This window comes from Streptomyces coryli, assembly GCF_011044975.1.
In the GTDB taxonomy this organism is placed as follows: Bacteria; Actinomycetota; Actinomycetes; order Streptomycetales; family Streptomycetaceae; genus Streptomyces; species Streptomyces coryli.
Map to the genome: position 1 here is coordinate 1 of NZ_JAAKZV010000158.1, position 19,094 is coordinate 19,094.

Below are 19,094 nucleotides of genomic sequence, written 5' to 3' on the forward strand. Positions count from 1 at the left end.
CCCCCCCCCCCGTGCGAATGACCGACATCCAGCGCTGCGAAGTCCGGCCCGGACGACTCGTCGAGTGGACACTCAGTCCGGCCACCGTCGCGCTGGCGTCGGACTTGCCGGAGGACTCGCGGCCACCGGCGTACATCCAGGAGTCGCACCTGCGGACGGTCAGGTCGGTGCGCGACGACGGCCTGTTCCTGCCGACCTGGCTCGGCACCGCCTTCGACATCCCGGGCCCGGTCCGGTGGCGAGTGACCCGCACGAGGTCAGGCAGTGGTCGCCGGCATTGTCTCGGTGATCTCGTACCGGAGCTCCTCGCCGGCCAGATGAAGTCCGCGCCGTGCAGTGACAGCAACTACGGGGAGGTGCACATCTACGGCCTCGACGTCAGCCACTCATAGGCGGTGTGCGACGTCTGTTCCGGCCGCCGATCCGGGAGTTAGTTTGGTGGTCATGCACCCCTGAGGGGAGGCCGATGCGATGCCGTGGTTCCTCTGGCTGCTCGCCGCCGCGGCGCTCGGTGCCGCGGAATTCTTCACCCTGACGCTGGTCTTCGGACTGCTGGCGGGCGCCGCTCTGGTGGCCGCCGTGGTCTCCGGCATCGGCGTCGGCCTCCTCGGGCAGCTGATCGCCTTCGCGGCGGCAGCGGCCGCCGGCCTGGTCATCGGCCGTCCGCTCGCGCTGCGGCAGATGAACCAGGCGCCCCTCGTCCGCGACGGCAGCGACGCGCTGATCGGCAAGCGGGCCGAGGTGCTGCAGGAGGTCACCGCCACCCGCGGGCTGATCAAGCTCTCCGGCGAGCACTGGTCCGCACGCACCCTCGACGAAAGCCAGGTGATCCCGGTGGGAGCGCTGGTCGACGTCATGGAGATCGAAGGCGCCACGGCCATCGTGTACCCCCGCGAACTCCTGCCCTGAACGGCTGAACCCGTACCGATGGAGGAAGCGTGGATCCGGTTCTCATCCCGATTCTGATCGCGGCGATCGTCGTCATCTTCTTCGTGGCCGCCACGGTACGGATCGTCCCGCAGGCGCGCCGCTACAACATCGAGCGGTTCGGCCGCTATCGCCGCACCCTGCAGCCAGGACTGAACTTCGTGCTGCCGGTGGCGGACCGCATCAATACCAAACTCGACGTGCGCGAGCAGGTGTACTCCTCCGACCCCAAGCCGGTGATCACCGAGGACAACCTCGTGGTGAACATCGACACCGTGCTCTACTACCAGGTCACCGACCCGCGGGCGGCGGCCTACGAGGTCGCCGACTACCTGCAGGCGATCGACCAGCTCACCGTGACCACGCTGCGCAATGTCATCGGCAGCATGGATCTGGAGGGCACCCTCACCTCCCGCGAGGAGATCAACGCCCGGCTGCGCACCGTCCTCGACGAGGCCACCGGCAAGTGGGGCATCCGCGTCAACCGCGTCGAGATCAAGGCCATCGACCCGCCGCACACCATCAAAGAGGCGATGGAGAAGCAGATGCGCGCCGAGCGCGACAAGCGCGCGACCATCCTGCGTGCCGAGGGCGAGCGGCAGGCCAAGATCCTCACCGCGGAGGGCACGAAGCAGAAGGACATCCTGGAGGCCCAGGGCACCCAGCAGGCCATGATCCTGCGGGCGGACGGCGAGGCCAAGGCGGTGGAGCGGGTCTTCCAGGCCGTCCATCGCAACAACGCCGACCCGAAGGTGCTGGCCTACAAGTACCTCGAAACGCTGCCGCACTTGGCGAGCAGCGACAACAACACCTTCTGGGTGATCCCCGGCGAGCTGACCGAGGCGGTCCGCACCGTCACCACCGCATTCGGCGACCAGTCAAAGATGGGGCTCCCCAGCCAAGCGCAAACGGAGGCAGAGAAGCCCGACAACGCGGAGACCCCGCAGCTCGAGGCCGCCTCGCCGCTCACGCTCGACGCCGCCGCGGCCGCCATCGAGGCCGCCAAGCAGGCCGACGCCGTGGTGAGCGACGCCAAGGCGGAGGCCGAGGCCGCGAGTTCGACTCAAGTGCCGGACCCGGACGAGAAGCCGGACGACTGAGCGCACCTGGCCCGTACACCTCACCTGGCCCCTACGCCTCTGCTACACCTCCGCTTCGGGCCAGCCGAGGAGGCGGGCGCCCATGGCCGCGGTCTCCAGGGTGTAGCGGTGCAGGCCGTCGGAGAGGTCGTAGCCGGTGAGGGTCTTGATGCGGGCCAGGCGGTACGTCAGGGTGCGGACGCTGATGTTCAGGCGGCGGGCGGCTTCGGCGTTGACGTAGCCCGCCGCGGCGCAGGCGTGCAGGGTGTCCAAGAGCGGTTCGGCGCCGCCGCGGGTGTCGGACAGCGGGCCGAGGACGGTCCGTACGAGATCCGCCATCGCCGCGCGGTCGCGCAGCAGGACCGGGAAGACCAGCAGGTCGGCGGCGTTGAGGCGGCGGGCGGGCACGTCCAGGCCTTCGGCGATGTCGAGGGCGCCGAGGGCTTCCTCGTAGCTGCGCACCACCCCGCCGGGACCGCTGTGCTCGCGGCCCAGGGCGATCCGGCGGGCGCCGGTGTGGCCGGGGCCGGGGCGCTCGGCGAGGGCGGCGAAGGCGTCGAGGACCGGCTGTTCGTCGGCCGGGGCGACGCAGACGAGGCGGCCGTCCTTGGTGGTCAGCAGCACGTCGCGCTCGCCGAAGCGGGCGAGGAGTTCGCGTTCGATCCGCCGCACCAGCGGGTGCACGTCGTCGTAGCCGCCGCCGTCGGCGTCCGGGCCGCCGCAGGCCACCGCCACCGCGTGCGCGCGGGCCAGGCGCAGGCCGAAGCGCTCGGCGCGCTCGGCCAGCCGGCCGAGGTCGCTGCGCCCGTAGAGCAGGTCGTCGATGAACTCGCGCCGCTCCGCCTCCGCCTGCCGCACGGCCAGCCGCTGTGCCCGCTCGTGCCCCTCGCCGAGCGCGGCCACCGCGGCTTCCAGCGCGGCCAGCACCGCGTCGCCGGTACGGGCCCGCTCCACCGCCCCCGCGGCCTTCGCCACGCCGGGCAGCTCGCTCCACAGCCGCCGGGTCTCGGCGACGTACAGGCCGATCAGCTCACGCAGCCCGTGCCCGGATTCGCCCGCCTTCTCCCCCAGGTCGCGCAGCGCCTCGAGCTCCTCGCGGCGGGGCAGCCGGCCGGTCGCCGAGACCTCGGCCAGCAGCTGCGGATACTCCGCGACGAACTGCGCCGGTATCTCCGCGCCGAATGCCTTCGCCATGCCCCCGAACCCCCTGGTTTCCGGAATCACCCCAACCAGGAGGGCCGCAGGCTGCCGGGTCCCGGAAAGGTGGCGACAGCGTAGCTCAGGGGGCGGTGCCCGCGGCCAGCCGCGAGAGCCTGCGCCGGCGGCGCACCGGCCCGCCGTCAGCGCGGCCGCCGGCCCGACTACCCCCGTAAGCCAGGCGGGCGGCCCGCCGATCCCCCGCGGCGTCGATACCGACGCCGGCGCCGTGGTGCGCCGCTGACCAGATAATGGCAGGCAGGACACGGTGCGTTCATTTCCTGAACCCGGCAGTCTTTACGCATTCCTGATGTCCTGCTGACGGCGGTATGACGGCACGCCATCGTGGCCAGGTAGGTCACAGTTGGGGTGTCGGGGTGGATCTTTACGGGGCCCTGCCGGGATGCTGGCGCGGTCGTAACACCACTTCCGGGACGAGGGAGAGCCGCACCGTGCCGTCACGTCTGCGCAGCACGTGGCACGCGCTGCTGACCGCGCACCCGGCCCGGCTCGTCGCCATCGCCTTCGGCTTCGTCATCCTGCTCGGCACGCTGCTGCTGTCGCTGCCCATCGCGGCGGAGGACCGGTCGGCGACCGGACTGATCCCGGCGCTGTTCACCTCGACCTCCGCGGTGTGCGTGACCGGCCTGGCCGTGGTGGACACCGGCACCCACTGGAGCACCTTCGGCGAGGGCGTGATCCTGGCGCTCATCCAGGTCGGCGGCTTCGGGATCATGACGCTGGCGTCGCTGCTGGCGCTGCTGGTCTCCGGCAAGCTGCGGCTGCGGATGCAGCTGACCGCGCAGGCCGAGACGAAGTCGCTGGGGCTCGGGGACGTGCGCCGGGTGCTGCTCGGCGTCGCCGGGACCACCCTCATCGTGGAGCTCTCGGTGGCGGCGCTGCTCGCGCTGCGGTTCCGCTTCGGCTACGACCATGCCGTCGGCCAGTCCGCTTACTCCGGCTTCTTCCACGCCGTATCGGCCTTCAACAACGCCGGGTTCGGCCTGCACTTCGACAGCCTCACCGGCTACTCCTCCGACCCCTGGGTGATGCTGCCCATCGCCGCCGCCGTCATCTTCGGCGGCCTGGGCTTCCCCGTACTCCTGGAGGTGCTGCGCCACCGCCACCGCCGCCGCACCACGGGCCGCCGCAAGTGGTCGCTGCACACCAGGCTGACGCTCCTGGTCACGGTGCTGCTGCTGGCCGCGGGATCGGTGCTGACCTGTGCGCTGGAGTGGACCAACGGCGACACCCTCGGCCCGATGCACACCGGGGAGAAGCTGCTGAACGGCTTCTTCCACTCGGTGATGACCCGCACCGCCGGCTTCAACGCGATCGACGTCGGCGCGCTGCAGCCGGCCACCCTGCTGGTGACCTGCGTGCTGATGTTCATCGGCGGCGGCAGCGCCGGCACCGCGGGCGGCATCAAGGTCACCACCTTCGCCGTCCTCGGCGTCGCCATCCTGGCGGAGGTGCGCGGCGAGCCCGCCGCCCAGACCATGGGGCGGCGGATAGCTCCCGCGGTGCTGCGCCAGGCGCTCACGGTGGCGCTGCTCGGCGTCGGCCTGGTGATCGCGGCCACGATCGTGCTGCTGACGCTGACCGACGAGCCCTTCGAGGCGGTGCTGTTCGAGACCGTCTCGGCCTTCGGTACGGTCGGCCTGTCCACCGGCATCACCGCGGACATCCCGGCGTTCGGCCAGGTCGTCCTGATCCTGTTGATGTTCATCGGCCGGCTCGGCCCGGTCACCCTGGTGTCGGCGCTCGCGCTGCGCGAGCGGACCCGCCGCTACGAGCTTCCCGAAGAGCGACCCGTCATTGGATGAGGCATGAACACCTATCTGCACCAACTGCGCCGGCGCCGCCGCAAGCAGCTCGCCACCGGCGTCCGCCAGACCGGCGACGACCGGATCGCCGTCATCGGCCTGGGCCGCTTCGGCGGCTCGCTCGCGCTGGAGCTGATGCGCCGCGACTGGGACGTGCTCGGCATCGACACCGACCCCCGGCTGATCCAGAAGTACAGCGACCACCTCACCCACGCCGTGGTCGCCGACTGCACCGACCCGCAGGCCCTGGAGCAGTTGGGCGTGCCCGACTTCACGCACGTCGTGGTCGGCATCGGCACCGACATCCAGGCGTCGATCCTGGTCGCCTCCAACCTCCTCGAGGTGGAGGTGCCCAACATCTGGGCCAAGGCGATCAGCCGTCAGCACGGCCAGATCCTGGAGCGGCTCGGCGCCCACCATGTGATCCTGCCGGAGCACGAGATGGGCGAGCGCGTCGCCCACCTGGTCACCGGCCGGATGCTCGACTTCATCGAGTTCGACGACGACTACGCCCTGGTCAAAACCGTCGCCCCGGAATCCGCCACCGGCATCCCCCTCGGCGAGAGCCGGGTCCGCAGCCACCACGGCATCACGGTGGTCGGCATCAAGCGCCCCGGCCAGGACTTCACGTACGCCACCGCGGAAACCGTCATAGAGAAGGGCGACGTCATCATCGTCACCGGCCGCACCCACGACGTGGAGGCCTTCGCGGAGCTGACCTGAGCGTCAGGCCAGGGCGAAATAGCGCAGCCAGATGTACAGGGCCGAGATGGCGACGGTGACCGCGGTGACGATCAGGCCGTAGCGGGTGAACTGCCAGAAGGTGATGGGCTGGCGGTTGCGTTCGGCGATGCCGAGGACGACGACGTTGGCGGAGGCGCCGATCGCGGTGGCGTTGCCGCCCAGGTCGGCGCCGAGCGCGAGGGCCCACCACATGACGTGGTCGCTGCCGCCGCCGATGTTCTCGACCAGGTCGGCGGTGATCGGCGCCATCGTCGCCACGTACGGGATGTTGTCGACGATCCCCGACAGTACGGCGGAGGCGCCCAGCAGCAGCATCGAGCCGCCGAGTTCGTTGTCGCCGATGGCGTTCGCGAGGCTCTTGGAGATCTCGCCGATGACGCCGGTCTCGATCAGCCCGCCGATCATGATGAACAGGCCGGCGAAGAAGGCGAGGGTCGGCCACTCGACCTCCTTCAGCACATCGCCCGTCTCCGCCGTGGAGATGGCGACCAGCAGCCCCGCGCCCAGCAACGCGACCACCGACGGCTCGTAATGCAGCACCGGGTGCAGCACGAACCCGGCCACCACCAGGGCGAGCACGATCAGCCCCTGGGTCATCAGTCGCGGGTCGCGGATCGCCTCGCGCTCCTCCAGGGCCATGATCTCCTCGGCCCGGCCCTCGTCGTAGACGAAGGTCTTGCGGAACATCACCCGGCACAGCGCGATCAACACCACAATCAACAGCGCGCACAGCGGCGCGAGATGGACGAGGAAGGCATTGAAGGACAGGCCTGCCCGGCTGGCGATGATGATGTTCGGCGGGTCGCCGACCAGGGTCGCGGTGCCGCCGATATTGGACGCCAGTACCTCGGCGATCAGGAACGGGGCGGCGGGCAGGCCGAGGCGCTCGCACACCAGCAGCGTGACCGGGGCGATCAGCAGCACGGTGGTGACGTTGTCGAGCAGCGCGGAGGCGCAGGCGGTGATGACGATCAGCATCACCATCACCCGGAACGGCTGCGCCCGGGCCCGCTTGACCGCCCAGATCGCCAGGTACTCGAACATGCCGGTCTGCTTCAGCACCCCGACGATCATCATCATGCCCAGCAGCAGGAAGATGACGTTCCAGTCGATGCCGGCGTGCTCGGAGTAGAACGCCGACTTGTCGTCCGTGGCCCCGATCGCGAGCATCAGCGCGGCGCCGCCGAGGGCGGCCGCCACCCGGTGGATCTTCTCGCTGATGATCAGGGTGTAGGTGCCGACGAAGACGGCCAGGGCCGCCCAGGAATGCCAGTCGTTCATTTCACTCCGAGCAGTCGGTTCAGCAGGTGGGAGGCGGTGATGACGCCGAGCAGCCGCGGCACGCCGCCGTCCCGGTCGACGACCGCGACGAGCGGGCTGCGCGCCGATGCCATCAGCGCGGCCACCTCCACCGCGGTGTCGTCGGGCGCGGCGACCGGCGGCGGCCCGGCCTTCGGCGGCAGGCACTCGCCGACCGTGCGGCCGGCGAGTGCCTGGCAGAGCCGGTCGGCGTGCGCCTCGTCGATCACCGCGGCCAGGGTGGGATCCTCCAGTACGTAGCCGGGCACCAGCGCCCGTACCAGCTGCGAGGCGGGCAGGATCGCGGCCGGCTCGCCGTCGTCTTCGGTCACCAGCAGCCCTGGCAGCTTCTGCTCGGCCATCAACCGGGCCGCGCCGAGGGCCTCGTCATCGGTGCGTACGGTCGGATAGTCCTGGGCCATTTCACGTGCGCGCACGGCTGGCTCCCTTCTGGTCGGGTACGCCGGCGGCGCCGGCCTTCTCGCCCCCACTGTCCTCGTCACTGGACGAGGCGAACTCCTCGACATGGAAGAGCCGCGCCACCGGGACGTCGGTGGACGAGTGCGCCACGATCGAGAAGGCGATGCACACGGCGATCAGCGTGTACGCATCCTCCGCCTGCGGAATCCCGGACTGCAGCACCAGCAGCCCGTACACCACCGAAGCGAACCCTTTCGGCCCGAACCAGGCTGCCGCAAGCTTCTCCCGCCGCTCGAAGCGCGTGCCCAGCAGCGAGATCAGCAGCGAGGCGGGCCGGATCAGCACGATCGCCAGCACGACGGCCACGTAGCCGCCGATGGACAGGTCACCGAAGAGCTGCGGCGTCAGCAGCGCCCCGAAGACCAGCAGTGCCGCGAACTTCGCCAGCTCCGCGAGGGACTCGCCCAGCGGCCCGAAGGCGCGGCAGGACTCGGCCGATACGGAGGACAGCACCGCGCCCGCGGAGAACGCCGCGAGGTAGGGGTTGGCGTGCGTCAGGTGGCAGGCCCCGTACAGGACGACGCCCGTGGCCAGCGGCAGCAGCGGCTGCAGCTTCGCCTCCGCGCCGAGCAGCGGCAGCCGCACCAGCCAGGCGACCACGAGCGGCAGCACGATGCCGAGGACGAGTCCGAGGACCAGCTCCAGCACGATCTTCGACACCGACGGCTCCGCGTGCCCGGCCGCCGGGCCGGCGGCCGCGATCAGCAGCAGCACCACCGGTAGGGCGAGGCCGTCGTTGATCCCGCTCTCCACGTTCAGGAGTTGGCGTAGCCGGGCCGGGACTTCCTTGCGCCCGACGAGCGCAGAGGCGAACACCGGGTCGGTCGGCGCCAGCACCGCCCCCACCAGGAACGACGTCGTCCAGTCGAGCCCGACCAGGTAGTGCGTCAGCAGCGCCACCCCGATGAACGACAGCGGCATGCCGAGCCCCAGCGCCCGTGCCGGGACCCGCCAGGCCTTCTTCAGCTCGCCGAAGGAGACGTGCATGCCGTCGGTGAAGAGCACCGCGAACAGCGCCAGATCGGCCGTCACGCGCACCACGTCGCTGTCCGGCGTGATGTGGATCAGCCCGAGGAAGCCGTCACTGACGAGGGCTCCGCCCACCAGGAAGAGGAAGGAGGTGGAGAGCACCGTACGAGCGGCCAGTCCGGACAGCAGCACCGCCACGAGCAGTGCCACCCCGAAGACAAATACCAGGACCACCGTGAACGCCCCCGATCGGAACTGAAGGGATCTATCCCCTGTTCGCCGACCAGGCTTCCCGGCACACCGTGCGGGACCTTACCCCATCCTGATGCGCCCTTGACAGATCGTTAACGCGCATCGGGGTGTCGGGGTGGTTGCCGGAACCCGGCAAGCGTCAGGCTCTGGTCCGCCGGCCCGCGGAGCGGGCACACTCACCGGGACGACTGCCGGTATCCAGCCGGTCGTTCACGCACGAGGGGCGGGCGCGCATGACGGCAGGGACCATCATCGGCTTGATCATCGCTGGCTGCCTCGTCGGCTATCTGCTGCTCGCGCGCAAGTACCCGGACCGGTTCTGATCCCGCTGTTCGACCAGACAGGTTGTTCATCGTTCACCAATGCAGCGCGAGGGCGTGTGGCGTCGTACGGGGCGGCGATCGCCTTGGTACTCGTACCAGACATGAACAGACACATGTGGCTGGCCCTCGCCGGGTCGGTGGCCCTGATGTCCGGCTCCCCCGCGATGGCCGACACCCCGGATGCGGAGCACAACCAGGTGTGCGGCGCGAACGGCACGATCACCGTCGGTGCGGACACCTACACCATCGACTGCGAGGCGCAGAACAACCAGGACGGCCGCTTCGAGCAGACCACGGAGCAGCCCGCGGTCCCGGTCGGCTTCGACACCGTGGAGAACGTGGTCGGGCTGAGCGACACCGCCGGCACCACGTCGGTGTGGCGGGCCACCGACGACCGGGAGGTGGAGGCCTCGGCCACCTCGCACATCGGGTTCGCGAGCGTGCTCTCCGACCTGGTCACCGCGCAGACCGTGGACGGCGCGCTGGCCTGCGCGTACGGCCAGTCCGCCGACCACGTGAAGTGCCACAACTCCACCCGGATCGACTATCTCCGGGTCGCCGGCGAACTCGTGCCGCTGCCCGAGGCGCCGATCCCGCACAACTGGCAGACCAAGTTCAGCGGCGAAGCGCCCGTAAAGGTCGAGGGCGGGACCGTGAACGTGCCCGTGGAGGGGACGATCACCGCCAACGGCATCGGCGTGGTCCGCCCCGCGGACGGCGCACCGTATGTGCGCGGCAGCAGCCTCCGGGTGCAGCTGAAGAGCGCCGGGGGCGAGACGCCGGAGGTGTCCGCGGACATCCGCATCGGCGAGCGGCGGCAGGGCTTCGACGGCGCCGAGTCGTACGAGATCGCGCCCGACATGCAGATCTTCGTGAAGACCCTGACCGGCAAGACCATCACCCTCGAGGTCGAGCCGAGCGACTCGATCGAGAGCGTCAAGTCGAAGATCCAGGACAAGGAAGGCATCCCGCCGGACCAGCAGCGCCTGATCTTCGCGGGCAAGCAACTGGAGGACGGCCGCACCCTGGCCGACTACAACATCCAGAAGGAAAGCACGCTGCATCTGGTACTGCGCCTCTGACGACGGCCCGCCGCCATGCGGCCTGAATAGCACCGGCGGTCGCCGCCTGCAGAGCCCGGTCGCGACCGCCGGAGGCCGCCGCCCCCGCGTGAACAATTGAGAAGTAATCTCTATCGTTCATGGCCGCCCACTGGGAGCATGGAGCATCGTTACGCGTGATCCCTCCGGCGGCTACGTGCCCCGTAATCTGCCGCCGCTCGAGTTCGAGAAGGGCTGCGGCGGAAGATGTGAATCTTGCAGATGGCTTCTGGGACGGCAGTGGCTCCGCGCTGCTGGGTTCAATGCTGTCTGGCACGCTCGCCGTCGGCACGTTCTACGGAACGAGATGGCACGAGCGGAAATCCGCACGTGAACAGTTGGCGTTCGGAGCTGCTGAGGACCTTGCCGCCGGGCTGCTCGAACTCCACGCCGCGTTCAATCCGCAACCGTGGCGGCAGCCTCGCGGTGACTGGCGAACGTTATGGCAGGCAGCGGACACATTCGGGGATATGTGCATCGTGCGGTTTTCAGCGCTTTCTGAGCCCAAACTCCGCATGACTGTCGCTGATACCTACAACTTGGTGTTCGAAGCCCTCGGGGTCATGCGAAAGCAGGATTCCTCGGATCCGGGGGATACAGCTGGCGTCGACACCGACGCGATGGTTCGCGAGATGCTCGACTACATCGAAACCGTGGTTGGGACACTCATCAACTGGCGCAGCGGATCAGTTGCTACCAGGCCGGACGTTCCCAACGCGAGTTGGCGGGGGCTCACTGACGAGCCCTTGCCGCGCTTCAGGCATGAAGGTTAGGCGAACTTGCCCTGGCTGTTGACCGGTTCAGCCGCGCGTCCACATGCAAAAGTGGCCCGCGCCTCGGTGGCGGGGCCTGGGCTGCTGGGGCGTTGTGTTCGGCGGGGTTTTTGTCCGGCGGATGCGGCTGCGTGGGTTGGCGCGGTGGCGCATCCGCCGGGGGTGGTTCCGGTCCGGTCGGGATCGGTTCCTGGGTGCGGGAGGTGGTGGGCTGTGGCCCAGGCGTCTCCGCGGGGGTGGGGCATGTTCGGCCCCTGGGCGTTGTGTCTCGTGGGGTTCTTGTCCGGCGGATGCGCCTGCGTGGGTTGGCGCGGTGGCGCATCCGCCGGGGGCGGTTCCGGTCCGGTCGGGGCCGGTTCCTGGGTGCGGGAGCTTGTGGGCTGTGCTGGTGGGCGTTGCCCGGTTGCTTCCGCGGTCGTGGGGCATGTTCTGCCGGGTCGTTCTAGTTGGAGGGGTCTTGTCCGGCGGATGCGGCTGCGCGGGTTGGCGCGGTGGCGCATCCGCCGGGGGCGGTTCCGGTCCGGTCGGGATCGGTTCCTGGGTGCGGGAGGTGGTGGGCTGTGGCCCGGTCGTCTCCGCGGTTGTGGGGCATGTTCGGCCCCTTTTGGTCGTCTGCTGGCTGCCGGGTGGGGGCGGATCAGCCGCGGGTAGGCGGATCTCGCGCTTGCCGGCGCCCGCTCGTCGTCGTGCCCAGCCCGGTCATCGCGCGGCTCCCCAGGGGTGATCCGTCCGCGACCCGGCACCCGCCCAGGACGGGTGGCCCCGGGCCCGGCCGCCTGTCATCAGCTGTGCGCTGTCCTCGACGGACGGCAGGACCGTACGGGCATTCAGCACGGCCACCGCGGAGTGATAGCCCTCTGCCAGCGCGACATCGGCCATCGCGGGTACCGGGCGGCCGTCACCGTACGACGGGTGCCAGCCGAGAAGAGCCGCCGGCGCGTCCGGTGCCGAGAGGGTGAAGTCGGTCATCGGGGTGTTGAGGCCCTCGCCCGTGGCCTTGAGGACGGCCTCCTTGCGTGCCCAGTACGTCAGGCACGCCCGCTCCCGGTCCTGAAGCGGCAGCCGTTCCACCGACGCCCGCTCGGCGGCGGTGAGTACCAGCGCGAACTCCTCGGCGATCCCGGCGCCGGCCCGCGGCACGTACTGCTCTACGTCCAGGCCCACCGGCCGGCCCTCGGCGAGCGCCACCGCCACAACATCGCCCGAGTGCGTGATGGACAGCTCCCAGCCCTCGGCCGCCCCCAGAACCTGCGGCTTGCCGTGCGGGCCGCCGCAGCCGGGGCACTTGGCGTAGAGCCGGATGTCCTCCGGCCGGGCGCCGCACATGTGCGCCAGCGCCGTCTTGGCCAGCACCCGGCCGGTGACGTAGCGGGACAGGTCCACCTCGCGGGTGAAGCTCTCGCAGCGCCCGCGTTCCCGGCCGTCCAGAAGGCCGAAGTAGGCCGTGGGGTCGGACAGCGGGGCCAGGGCCCAGATGCGGCACTCGGCCTGGTCCGTAGCGGCGTGGGGCGTCTCGGCGTCCTTGCTCGCTGCGGGCGCCGCGAGGGCCGTGGGAGTCGGCGTCATGGCGTTTTCACCTCCGTGTGCGGCAGTCCGTCTGCCGTACTTAGAGTTTTCGCTCTGCAAGGGGTCCCGCAGGAGCCGGGAATCCTCCTTTCCCGGGGTGGAAAACCCTCCCGCTGACGGGCATTGCCGCCGCGCCTGGCGGATCGAAGCCGATTGATATCCAGCGCAAAGGACCTGATTCATGGTTCAGTTCAGCTCCGCTCGCCTGCGCCGGTGCCGGTGCCCGCCCGGCGGACCACGATGTCGCCCACGATGGCGTGGGCCTTCACGGCGACGACCGCGCCGGGCCCGGCGGCCGCGGGGGCAGCGCCGGCGCCCAGGGCATCTCCGGCCAGCAGATCGAGCGAGCGGTACACCGTCCCGACCTGGGAATCCACATCGAGCCGCGCCCCGACCCCGGCCGCAAGGCCGATCTCCAGCCGGCCGGACGCGGTCTCCAACTCCAGTGGCCCGCAGGCCGCTTCGTCGATGAGGATGTTCCCCTGCGCGGCCCTGGCTTCCACAGCCGAATACGCCCGGCCGATCGCCAGATCGCCGCTGTCCGCGTACACATACACGTCGCCGCCCGCCTCACCGATGACGGTGCTGCCCCGGGTCCGGCTGAGGTGCACCGTCCCCTCGGCGTGCAGGATCGTCACGTCGCCGCACTCGGCGTGCGCGGTGAGGGTGCCGGACACATGTCCTACGGAAGCGTTCCCCAGCACCTGCGACAGGCGCAGGGAACCGGCCTGATGCACCTGGATATGACCGCAGTCGGTGGTCAGCCGGCATTCGCCCAGCCGGCTCTCGGTGATCAAGTCCGCAGCCAGGGCGTCCGCCTGGACATGGGAGCCGGCCGGCAGCCTGATCTCCAGGGACACCGCCCCGGTCCCGCCGGTGTGGCCGCTCGCTCTCGGCGCGGACACCACCAGCTTCCCGTCCTCGTACGTGACCTGGGCGAGCCGGACCGTCGCCGCGTCGCACGGGTCGTGGCGGTCAACGGGACGCAACTCGACGACGGTGCGCGCCACTTCGCCCGCGATCAGGCGGAGCTGCCCGGCGTCGAGACGGATGTCGGCGTGGATGGGCTCGGGGGTGTCGAAGGCGTATACGGGCATGGCGAACTCTCAGGGGAGGCCGGGCGGCGCGAGGCGTGCAGGACAGGTCCGGGGCGGGCAGCAAGCGGCCGCCAGACCGCCAGATGCGGTCTGGCGGCCGGTCCGCCCGCCCGGTCCGTATGCCGGAAAGCTCCCGGCGCACGAGTTCCGGACCTTCTCCATCGGGGCCTCCCTCCTGGTGTTCCGTTCACGTTGTCCTGTGCTGTGCTGTGCACACGACGTTAGGAGGGAGGCTTATCAATTGGACATCAGCTGGTTATTGGGGCGGTTACGGGAGCCGGCTCATCAGCTCTGCGGTGGCGCGGTGCCGGGTGCATTCGCGGCCGCTGAATGACGCCTTGACCCGGTCGCGGATCTCCGGCGCCTGCTCCTGGCTGAGCTTGAACATGCCTTCCGCCCCGGTCACGGTGAAGCGAAAAGCCCCGACCGCCGGCAGGATCTTCCGGAAGTAGGGCAGCGACTCGGTCATGTCCCAGTCGGCGCCGAATTCCTTCTCGAAGCAGCGCACGGTCGCGCGGACCACGTCGAGCGTCTCCTCCTCCGTGTCGATCTTCTCGAGCGTGCCGCGCACATGCACCGAGGTGAAGTCCCAGGTGGGAGCGGCCGGCGTGGTCCCGTACACCGTCGGCGACACATAGGCGTGCGGCCCGGTGAAGGTCAGCAGGCTGATGTCCGTCTCGCTGAGCGCCTTCCAGTGCGGGTTGGCGCGGTTCATGTGGCCGAGCAGCGTGGCGCCGTCGAGACCGTGCGGCCAGGCGCCGCCGGTCTGCGGGGCGGCGATGACAGGCAGGTGGGTGGCGTACGGACCGGTGTCCGCACTGCCGTTGGACACCATCAGTGCCAACGGGTTACCCCGGACCAGATCGGCCATCCAGGTGCCGTCCGGCTCCCGGTAAGGCGAGGGAACGAACATGTGACAACGGCCCCTTTCACATTCTGCGGAAGCAATGGCGTTAATCGGTGCCCACAATTTAGCCGCCGCATTTTTTGGTCCGCTATCGATCCGCTTTCGCGGTGCCGCCGAAAAGGATCCGATAACGAAAGGGAAATGCCGCTCCATAGCTTCGATGGCAGGGCGGTTCCACCCGGGCCGCCGGTCAGTGGTCGTCATCCGAGCGACGGCAGGAGAGTCGATGTACCAGGTGAAATCCGAGGTCGGTGCGCTGAAGCAGGTCATCCTGCACGAGCCGGGGCTGGACCTCGAGCGGCTGACTCCCGGCAACAAGGACGAGCTGCTGTTCGACGACGTCGTCTGGGTCACCCGCGCCCAGCAGGAGCACCGCGCCTTCCAGCAACTCCTGCGCGACCGCGGCGTAACGGTCCACCTGCTGCAGGACCTGCTGGCCGAGGCCGTCAAGCACGAGGAGGCCGTCGCGTTCGTCCTCGACCGGGTGCTGGACGACCGCCAGCCCCAGCTGGGCGCCGCCCTGGCGCAGGAGACCCGCAAGCTGCTGACCGGGATGGGGCCGTCCGAGCTCGCGGCGCACCTGCTCGGCGGCCTGAGCAAGAGCGAGGTCCTGGAAGCCCTGGGCGAGAAGCCGGGGACCGGCTCGCTGGGCCTGCGGCTGCTGGCCGACGAGGAGTTCGTCCTGGCGCCCCTGCCCAACGCGCTGTTCACCCGCGACACCAGCTGCTGGATCTACGACGGCCTGTCGATCAACCCGATGATGAAGGCCGCGCGCACCCGCGAGACCGTCAACTACGAGACGATCTACAACTTCCACCCCATGTTCACGGAGGAGCGCTTCCACCGCTGGATCGACGGCGAGGCCATGGCGCCGGCCGCCATCGAGGGCGGCGATGTGGCCGTACTCGGAGCCGGCACGGTGCTGATCGGCCTCGGCGAGCGCACCACCCCCGCCGGTGTCGAGAATCTCGTACGGAGCCTGTTCGCGGCCGGCTCCGCGCAGCGCGCCATCGTCGTCGAACTGCCCAAGGCCCGGGCCCTGATGCATCTGGACACCGTGCTGACCATGGTCGACAGAGATGCCTTCACCCTGTTCTCGGCCCTGGACCCCGCCGCGCTGCGCAGCTGGACGCTGACCCCGGGCACCGGCCAGGACCTGCACATCACCGAGAACGCGGACCTCTTCACGCAGATCGCGGCGGCGCTCGAGCTGGACGCCGTCCGTGTCCTGCAGACCCGGCAGGACCACTACAGCGCCCGGCGCGAGCAGTGGAACGACGGCTGCAACCTGCTGGCCGTCGCCCCCGGAACGGTCATCGCCTACGAGATCAACGAGAGCAGCAACCGGATGCTCGAGGACCACGGCATCGAGGTGCTGCCCATCCGGGGCGACCAGCTCGGCCGGGGCCGCGGCGGCCCGCGCTGCATGAGCTGCCCCATCGAACGGGACGCCGCCTGACGCCTGGCGCCCCATCCGCCGCCACACCCGACAACCTAAGGAGACACCGCCGTGTCCACCAGGCCGGCCCGACGACGGGCCACTGCCCGGCACTATCTGATGTGCCGTCCGACGTACTTCGACGTCAGCTATGCGATCAACCCGTGGATGTCCCCCGGGAAACCCACCGACCCGGCCCTGGCGATCAGACAGTGGGAACAGCTGCGGAGCCTGTACCAGTGGTACGGCCACACCGTCGACCTGATCGAGCCCGCACCGGGCCTGCCGGACATGGTCTTCTCCGCGAACGGTGCCACGGTCGTCGACGACCGCGTGCTCGTCGCCCGGTTCCGGCACGAGCAGCGCGGCCAGGAGGCCGACCACTACCGGCGGTGGTTCACCGACCACGGCTACCCCGAGGTCCACAGCGCCGAGTACTTCAACGAGGCCGAGGGCGACTGCGCCGTGGTCGGCGACACCGTGCTGGCCGCCACCGGCTTCCGTACCGACTTCCGTGCCCACGCCGAACTGGCGCGGGTGCTGGGCCGGCAGGTGCACTCGCTGTCCCTGATCGACCCGCGGTTCTACCACCTGGACACCGCGCTCACCGCACTGTCCGACACCGAGGTCATGTACTACCCGGGGGCGTTCTCCGAGGACAGCGTCGCCAAGCTGCGCACCCTCTACCCCGACGCGATCCTCGCCGACGAGCAGGACGCGCTGGTCTTCGGCCTGAACGCCGTATCCGACGGCCTGCGGGTCTTTCTGCCCAAGGCCGCCGAGGCGCTGGCGAAGCAGCTGCGCGACCGCGGCTTCGAACCCGTCGGCGTCGAGCTGTCCGAGCTGCTGAAAGCCGGCGGCAGCGTGAAGTGCTGCACGCTCGAGATACGTCATCCGGATCGGACCCCGGCCCTCGTCACCGGGTGACGGACATCCCGTCCCGTCACCTCCACAGCCCTGCAAGTGGAGACCAAAAATGAACTCACCTGAGGAAGCCGCCTACGACGTGGTGGGCATCGGCTTCGGCCCGTCCAACCTGGCGCTCGCCATCTCACTGGAGGAGCACCACGCCAACGTCCTGTCCAACCCGGTCACTTCGACGTTCTTCGAGCGGCAGCAGGCGTTCGGCTGGCACCGCGGGATGCTGCTGCCGTCGGCGACGATGCAGATCTCGTTCCTGAAGGACCTGGTCACCTTCCGCAACCCGACCTCGCGGTTCAGCTTCATCGCGTTCCTGCACGCACACGACCGGCTGGCCCACTTCGTCAACCGGAAGGATCTCTTCCCCACCCGCCGGGAGTTCCACCAGTACCTGGAGTGGGCGGCCGCGCAGATGTCGGGCGCGGTCAGCTACGGCTCCTCGGTCACCGGGGTGCGGCTGCCCGCCGGCGTCGACCGGTCGGGCCCCGGCCATCTGCAGCTGGAGGTCCGGGACCACGCCACCGGTGTCACGCGCCAGGTCGGGGCCCGTAACGTGGTGATCTCGACCGGCCTGGAGCCCACGATGCCGGACGGCATCACCCGCAGCGAGAACGTCTGGCACAGCTCGGAATTCCTCACCCGCTTCGACCAGGCCGACCCCGGCGAGCTGCGGAGTGTGGCGGTGGTCGGAGCCGGCCAGAGCGCCGCGGAGATCACCCGCTTCTTCCACGACCGGCTGCCCCACGCGCAGGTGCACGCGATCGTGCCGTCCTACGGCTACAGCATCTCCGACGACACCCCCTTCGCCAACCAGATCTTCGACGCCGAGGCGATCGACGACTACTACTACGGCGGCGAAGCCACCCGCGAGGCGTTCTGGCGCTACCACCGCAACACCAACTACGGCGTGGTGGACGAGGCCGACATCCAGGGGCTCCACCAGATCCAGTACGACGAGCTGGTCACCGGCGACAAGCGGCTGCACCACCACCGGCTGACCCGGGTGCAGGCCGTGGAGCGCCGCGGCCGCCGGGCCCGGGTGCTGCTGAGGTCGCTGCACAACCCCCAGCCGCAGGAACTCGGCGTCGACGCGATCGTCTTCGCCACCGGCTACGCGCCGCTGGACCCCGCCCCCCTGCTGGGTGACCTGGACCGCTACTGCCTGCGCGACGCCTCCGGCCGGCACCGGGTGACCCGCGACTGGCGCCTGGTCACCACGCCCGACCTGCCCTGCGGCATCTATCTGCAGGGCGGCACGGAGCACACCCACGGCCTGACCTCCGCGCTGCTGTCGAACATCGCCGTGCGCAGCGGCGAGATCGCCGACTCCGTCATCCGGCGGCGTCTCGGGCACGAGACGCAAATGGCAACGGCAGCCGCCGAGGTGTGAGCGGCGCCCCGGTGCCGCTCCTTCGTACCAAGTGACACCAAACCCCCGCCGGCCCGCACGGCGGCCCCGGTTGACGGAGCGGGCACCGCTCCGCGAGGCCAGGGCCGCCGTGCGGCCGGCAGACCGAGGAAGTGACCGACGATGCGTATTGCCGTCGCCGAAGGCTCCGCGATATTACGGGCGGGTCTTGCCCAGGTACTCCGCGACCACGGCCACGAGCTGGTTGCCACCGTCCACGACGCCCGGGTGCTGCCGGCCCTGATCTCCACGCACCGCCCCGATGTCCTCATCGCCAACGTCCGGCTGGCACCCAGCTGGAGCGACGAGGGCATCGAGGCCGCCCTCGACGCCCGCCGCCAACGCCCGGGCACGGGGGCGCTGATCTTCTCCCAGTCTCCCGATACGGATCATGTCGCCCGGCTCTTCGCCGGGAACGGCGCCGGGCTCGGCTATCTGCTGCACGACCGCATGATGGACGCCGGTGAACTCACCGACTCCCTCACGCGGGTGGCCACGGGCGGCACCGTCGTCGACCCGCGGGTGGTCGGCACGCTGGCCGCCGCGACCGCGCTGCCGGGACAGTCCGGGCCCGCGTCCGGCATCGACGAGCTCAGCGAGCGCGAGCTGGAGGTGCTGGCGCTGATCGCGCGGGGCCGTACCAACAGCGCGATCGCCAAGGAGCTGTGCATCGCCCGGGGCACGGTGGAAAAGCGGGTCGCCGCCGTCTTCGACAAGCTCGGCATCCCCTGCACCGCGCACGACAACCGCCGGGTCCTGGCCGCGCTGCGCTACCCGGCCACCCGCCC

Annotated in this window: 18 protein-coding genes and 1 pseudogene; 12 read left to right on the top strand and 7 right to left on the bottom strand. The window is 70.0% G+C overall.

Translation table 11 applies throughout. The features are described 5' to 3' along the window. Positions 1-11: 11 nt before the first annotated feature. From G5C51_RS27860 to G5C51_RS27870, 3 genes and pseudogenes are all read left to right on the top strand, one after another. Positions 12-233, top strand: a pseudogene (locus G5C51_RS27860) (condensation domain-containing protein); the annotation flags it as partial. A 238-nt stretch (positions 234-471) separates the two neighbouring features. Next, positions 472-909: an NfeD family protein gene (locus G5C51_RS27865; protein ID WP_165240993.1), complete on the top strand. Its 438-nt coding sequence runs from the start codon at positions 472-474 to the stop codon at positions 907-909. A 29-nt stretch (positions 910-938) separates the two neighbouring features. Next, positions 939-2,027, top strand: a complete 1,089-nt coding sequence (locus G5C51_RS27870; RefSeq protein ID WP_165240994.1) for an SPFH domain-containing protein — start codon at positions 939-941, stop codon at positions 2,025-2,027. Between the two features lie 42 nt (positions 2,028-2,069). Here G5C51_RS27870 and G5C51_RS27875 read toward each other — a convergent pair whose 3' ends face one another. Beyond that, positions 2,070-3,200 (bottom strand): PucR family transcriptional regulator, encoded by a 1,131-nt coding sequence (locus G5C51_RS27875; RefSeq protein WP_165240995.1) that lies wholly within the window; start codon positions 3,198-3,200, stop codon positions 2,070-2,072. 455 nt (positions 3,201-3,655) lie between these two features. Between G5C51_RS27875 and G5C51_RS27880 the strand changes: the two genes are divergently transcribed. Further along, positions 3,656-5,029: a TrkH family potassium uptake protein gene (locus G5C51_RS27880; protein WP_338118320.1), complete on the top strand. Its 1,374-nt coding sequence runs from the start codon at positions 3,656-3,658 to the stop codon at positions 5,027-5,029. A gap of 3 nt (positions 5,030-5,032) precedes the next feature. Beyond that, positions 5,033-5,752, top strand: coding sequence for a potassium channel family protein (locus G5C51_RS27885; protein WP_206314399.1), 720 nt, complete (start codon positions 5,033-5,035; stop codon positions 5,750-5,752). Positions 5,753-5,755: 3 nt separating this feature from the next. Here the strand turns inward: G5C51_RS27885 and G5C51_RS27890 are convergent, their stop codons facing one another. The 3 genes from G5C51_RS27890 to G5C51_RS27900 are packed head-to-tail and all read right to left on the bottom strand — an operon-like array spanning position 5,756 to position 8,755. Next, the gene (locus G5C51_RS27890; RefSeq protein ID WP_165240997.1) at positions 5,756-7,054 is read right to left on the bottom strand and encodes an ArsB/NhaD family transporter; all 1,299 of its coding nucleotides are present in this window, start codon (positions 7,052-7,054) and stop codon (positions 5,756-5,758) included. Further along, a complete protein-coding gene (locus tag G5C51_RS27895) occupies positions 7,051-7,509 on the bottom strand; it encodes a CBS domain-containing protein (protein ID WP_165240998.1) in 459 nt (152 codons plus the stop codon). The genes G5C51_RS27890 and G5C51_RS27895 overlap by 4 nt, the downstream gene beginning before the upstream one ends. Beyond that, entirely contained in the window at positions 7,496-8,755 is a 1,260-nt protein-coding gene (locus tag G5C51_RS27900; RefSeq protein WP_165240999.1) for a cation:proton antiporter domain-containing protein, read from the bottom strand. The genes G5C51_RS27895 and G5C51_RS27900 overlap by 14 nt, the downstream gene beginning before the upstream one ends. Positions 8,756-9,006: 251 nt before the next feature. On the opposite strand from G5C51_RS27900, the gene G5C51_RS27905 reads away from it, so the two are divergent. From G5C51_RS27905 to G5C51_RS27915, 3 genes are all read left to right on the top strand, one after another. Beyond that, a complete protein-coding gene (locus G5C51_RS27905) occupies positions 9,007-9,096 on the top strand; it encodes a K(+)-transporting ATPase subunit F (RefSeq protein ID WP_165241000.1) in 90 nt (29 codons plus the stop codon). A gap of 101 nt (positions 9,097-9,197) precedes the next feature. Continuing rightward, a complete protein-coding gene (locus G5C51_RS42600) occupies positions 9,198-10,178 on the top strand; it encodes a ubiquitin family protein (protein WP_206314401.1) in 981 nt (326 codons plus the stop codon). Between the two features lie 227 nt (positions 10,179-10,405). Beyond that, positions 10,406-10,969 carry a hypothetical protein gene (locus G5C51_RS27915; protein WP_165241001.1) on the top strand — a complete coding sequence of 188 codons (564 nt, stop codon included), beginning with the start codon at positions 10,406-10,408 and terminating at the stop codon, positions 10,967-10,969. A 699-nt stretch (positions 10,970-11,668) separates the two neighbouring features. On the opposite strand, the gene G5C51_RS27920 is transcribed toward G5C51_RS27915, so the two are convergent. The 3 genes from G5C51_RS27920 to G5C51_RS27930 form a co-directional block, all read right to left on the bottom strand. Continuing rightward, positions 11,669-12,535 carry a 4'-phosphopantetheinyl transferase family protein gene (locus G5C51_RS27920; RefSeq protein WP_165241002.1) on the bottom strand — a complete coding sequence of 289 codons (867 nt, stop codon included), beginning with the start codon at positions 12,533-12,535 and terminating at the stop codon, positions 11,669-11,671. Between the two features lie 191 nt (positions 12,536-12,726). Further along, positions 12,727-13,632: a DUF4097 family beta strand repeat-containing protein gene (locus G5C51_RS27925; RefSeq protein ID WP_165241003.1), complete on the bottom strand. Its 906-nt coding sequence runs from the start codon at positions 13,630-13,632 to the stop codon at positions 12,727-12,729. 268 nt (positions 13,633-13,900) lie between these two features. Further along, positions 13,901-14,545 carry an FMN-binding negative transcriptional regulator gene (locus G5C51_RS27930; protein ID WP_165241004.1) on the bottom strand — a complete coding sequence of 215 codons (645 nt, stop codon included), beginning with the start codon at positions 14,543-14,545 and terminating at the stop codon, positions 13,901-13,903. Between the two features lie 220 nt (positions 14,546-14,765). Between G5C51_RS27930 and G5C51_RS27935 the strand changes: the two genes are divergently transcribed. The 4 genes from G5C51_RS27935 to G5C51_RS27950 all read left to right on the top strand — a co-directional run. After that, complete coding sequence (locus G5C51_RS27935; RefSeq protein WP_165241006.1) at positions 14,766-15,998, top strand: arginine deiminase; 1,233 nt, start codon at positions 14,766-14,768, stop codon at positions 15,996-15,998. 99 nt (positions 15,999-16,097) lie between these two features. After that, positions 16,098-16,904, top strand: coding sequence for a dimethylargininase (gene ddaH, locus G5C51_RS27940; RefSeq protein ID WP_165241014.1), 807 nt, complete (start codon positions 16,098-16,100; stop codon positions 16,902-16,904). A 49-nt stretch (positions 16,905-16,953) separates the two neighbouring features. Further along, positions 16,954-18,288, top strand: a complete 1,335-nt coding sequence (locus G5C51_RS27945; RefSeq protein ID WP_165241008.1) for a lysine N(6)-hydroxylase/L-ornithine N(5)-oxygenase family protein — start codon at positions 16,954-16,956, stop codon at positions 18,286-18,288. 141 nt (positions 18,289-18,429) lie between these two features. Then, a partial coding sequence (locus G5C51_RS27950; RefSeq protein ID WP_165241010.1) for a LuxR C-terminal-related transcriptional regulator occupies positions 18,430-19,094 on the top strand: 665 nt, incomplete at its 3' end.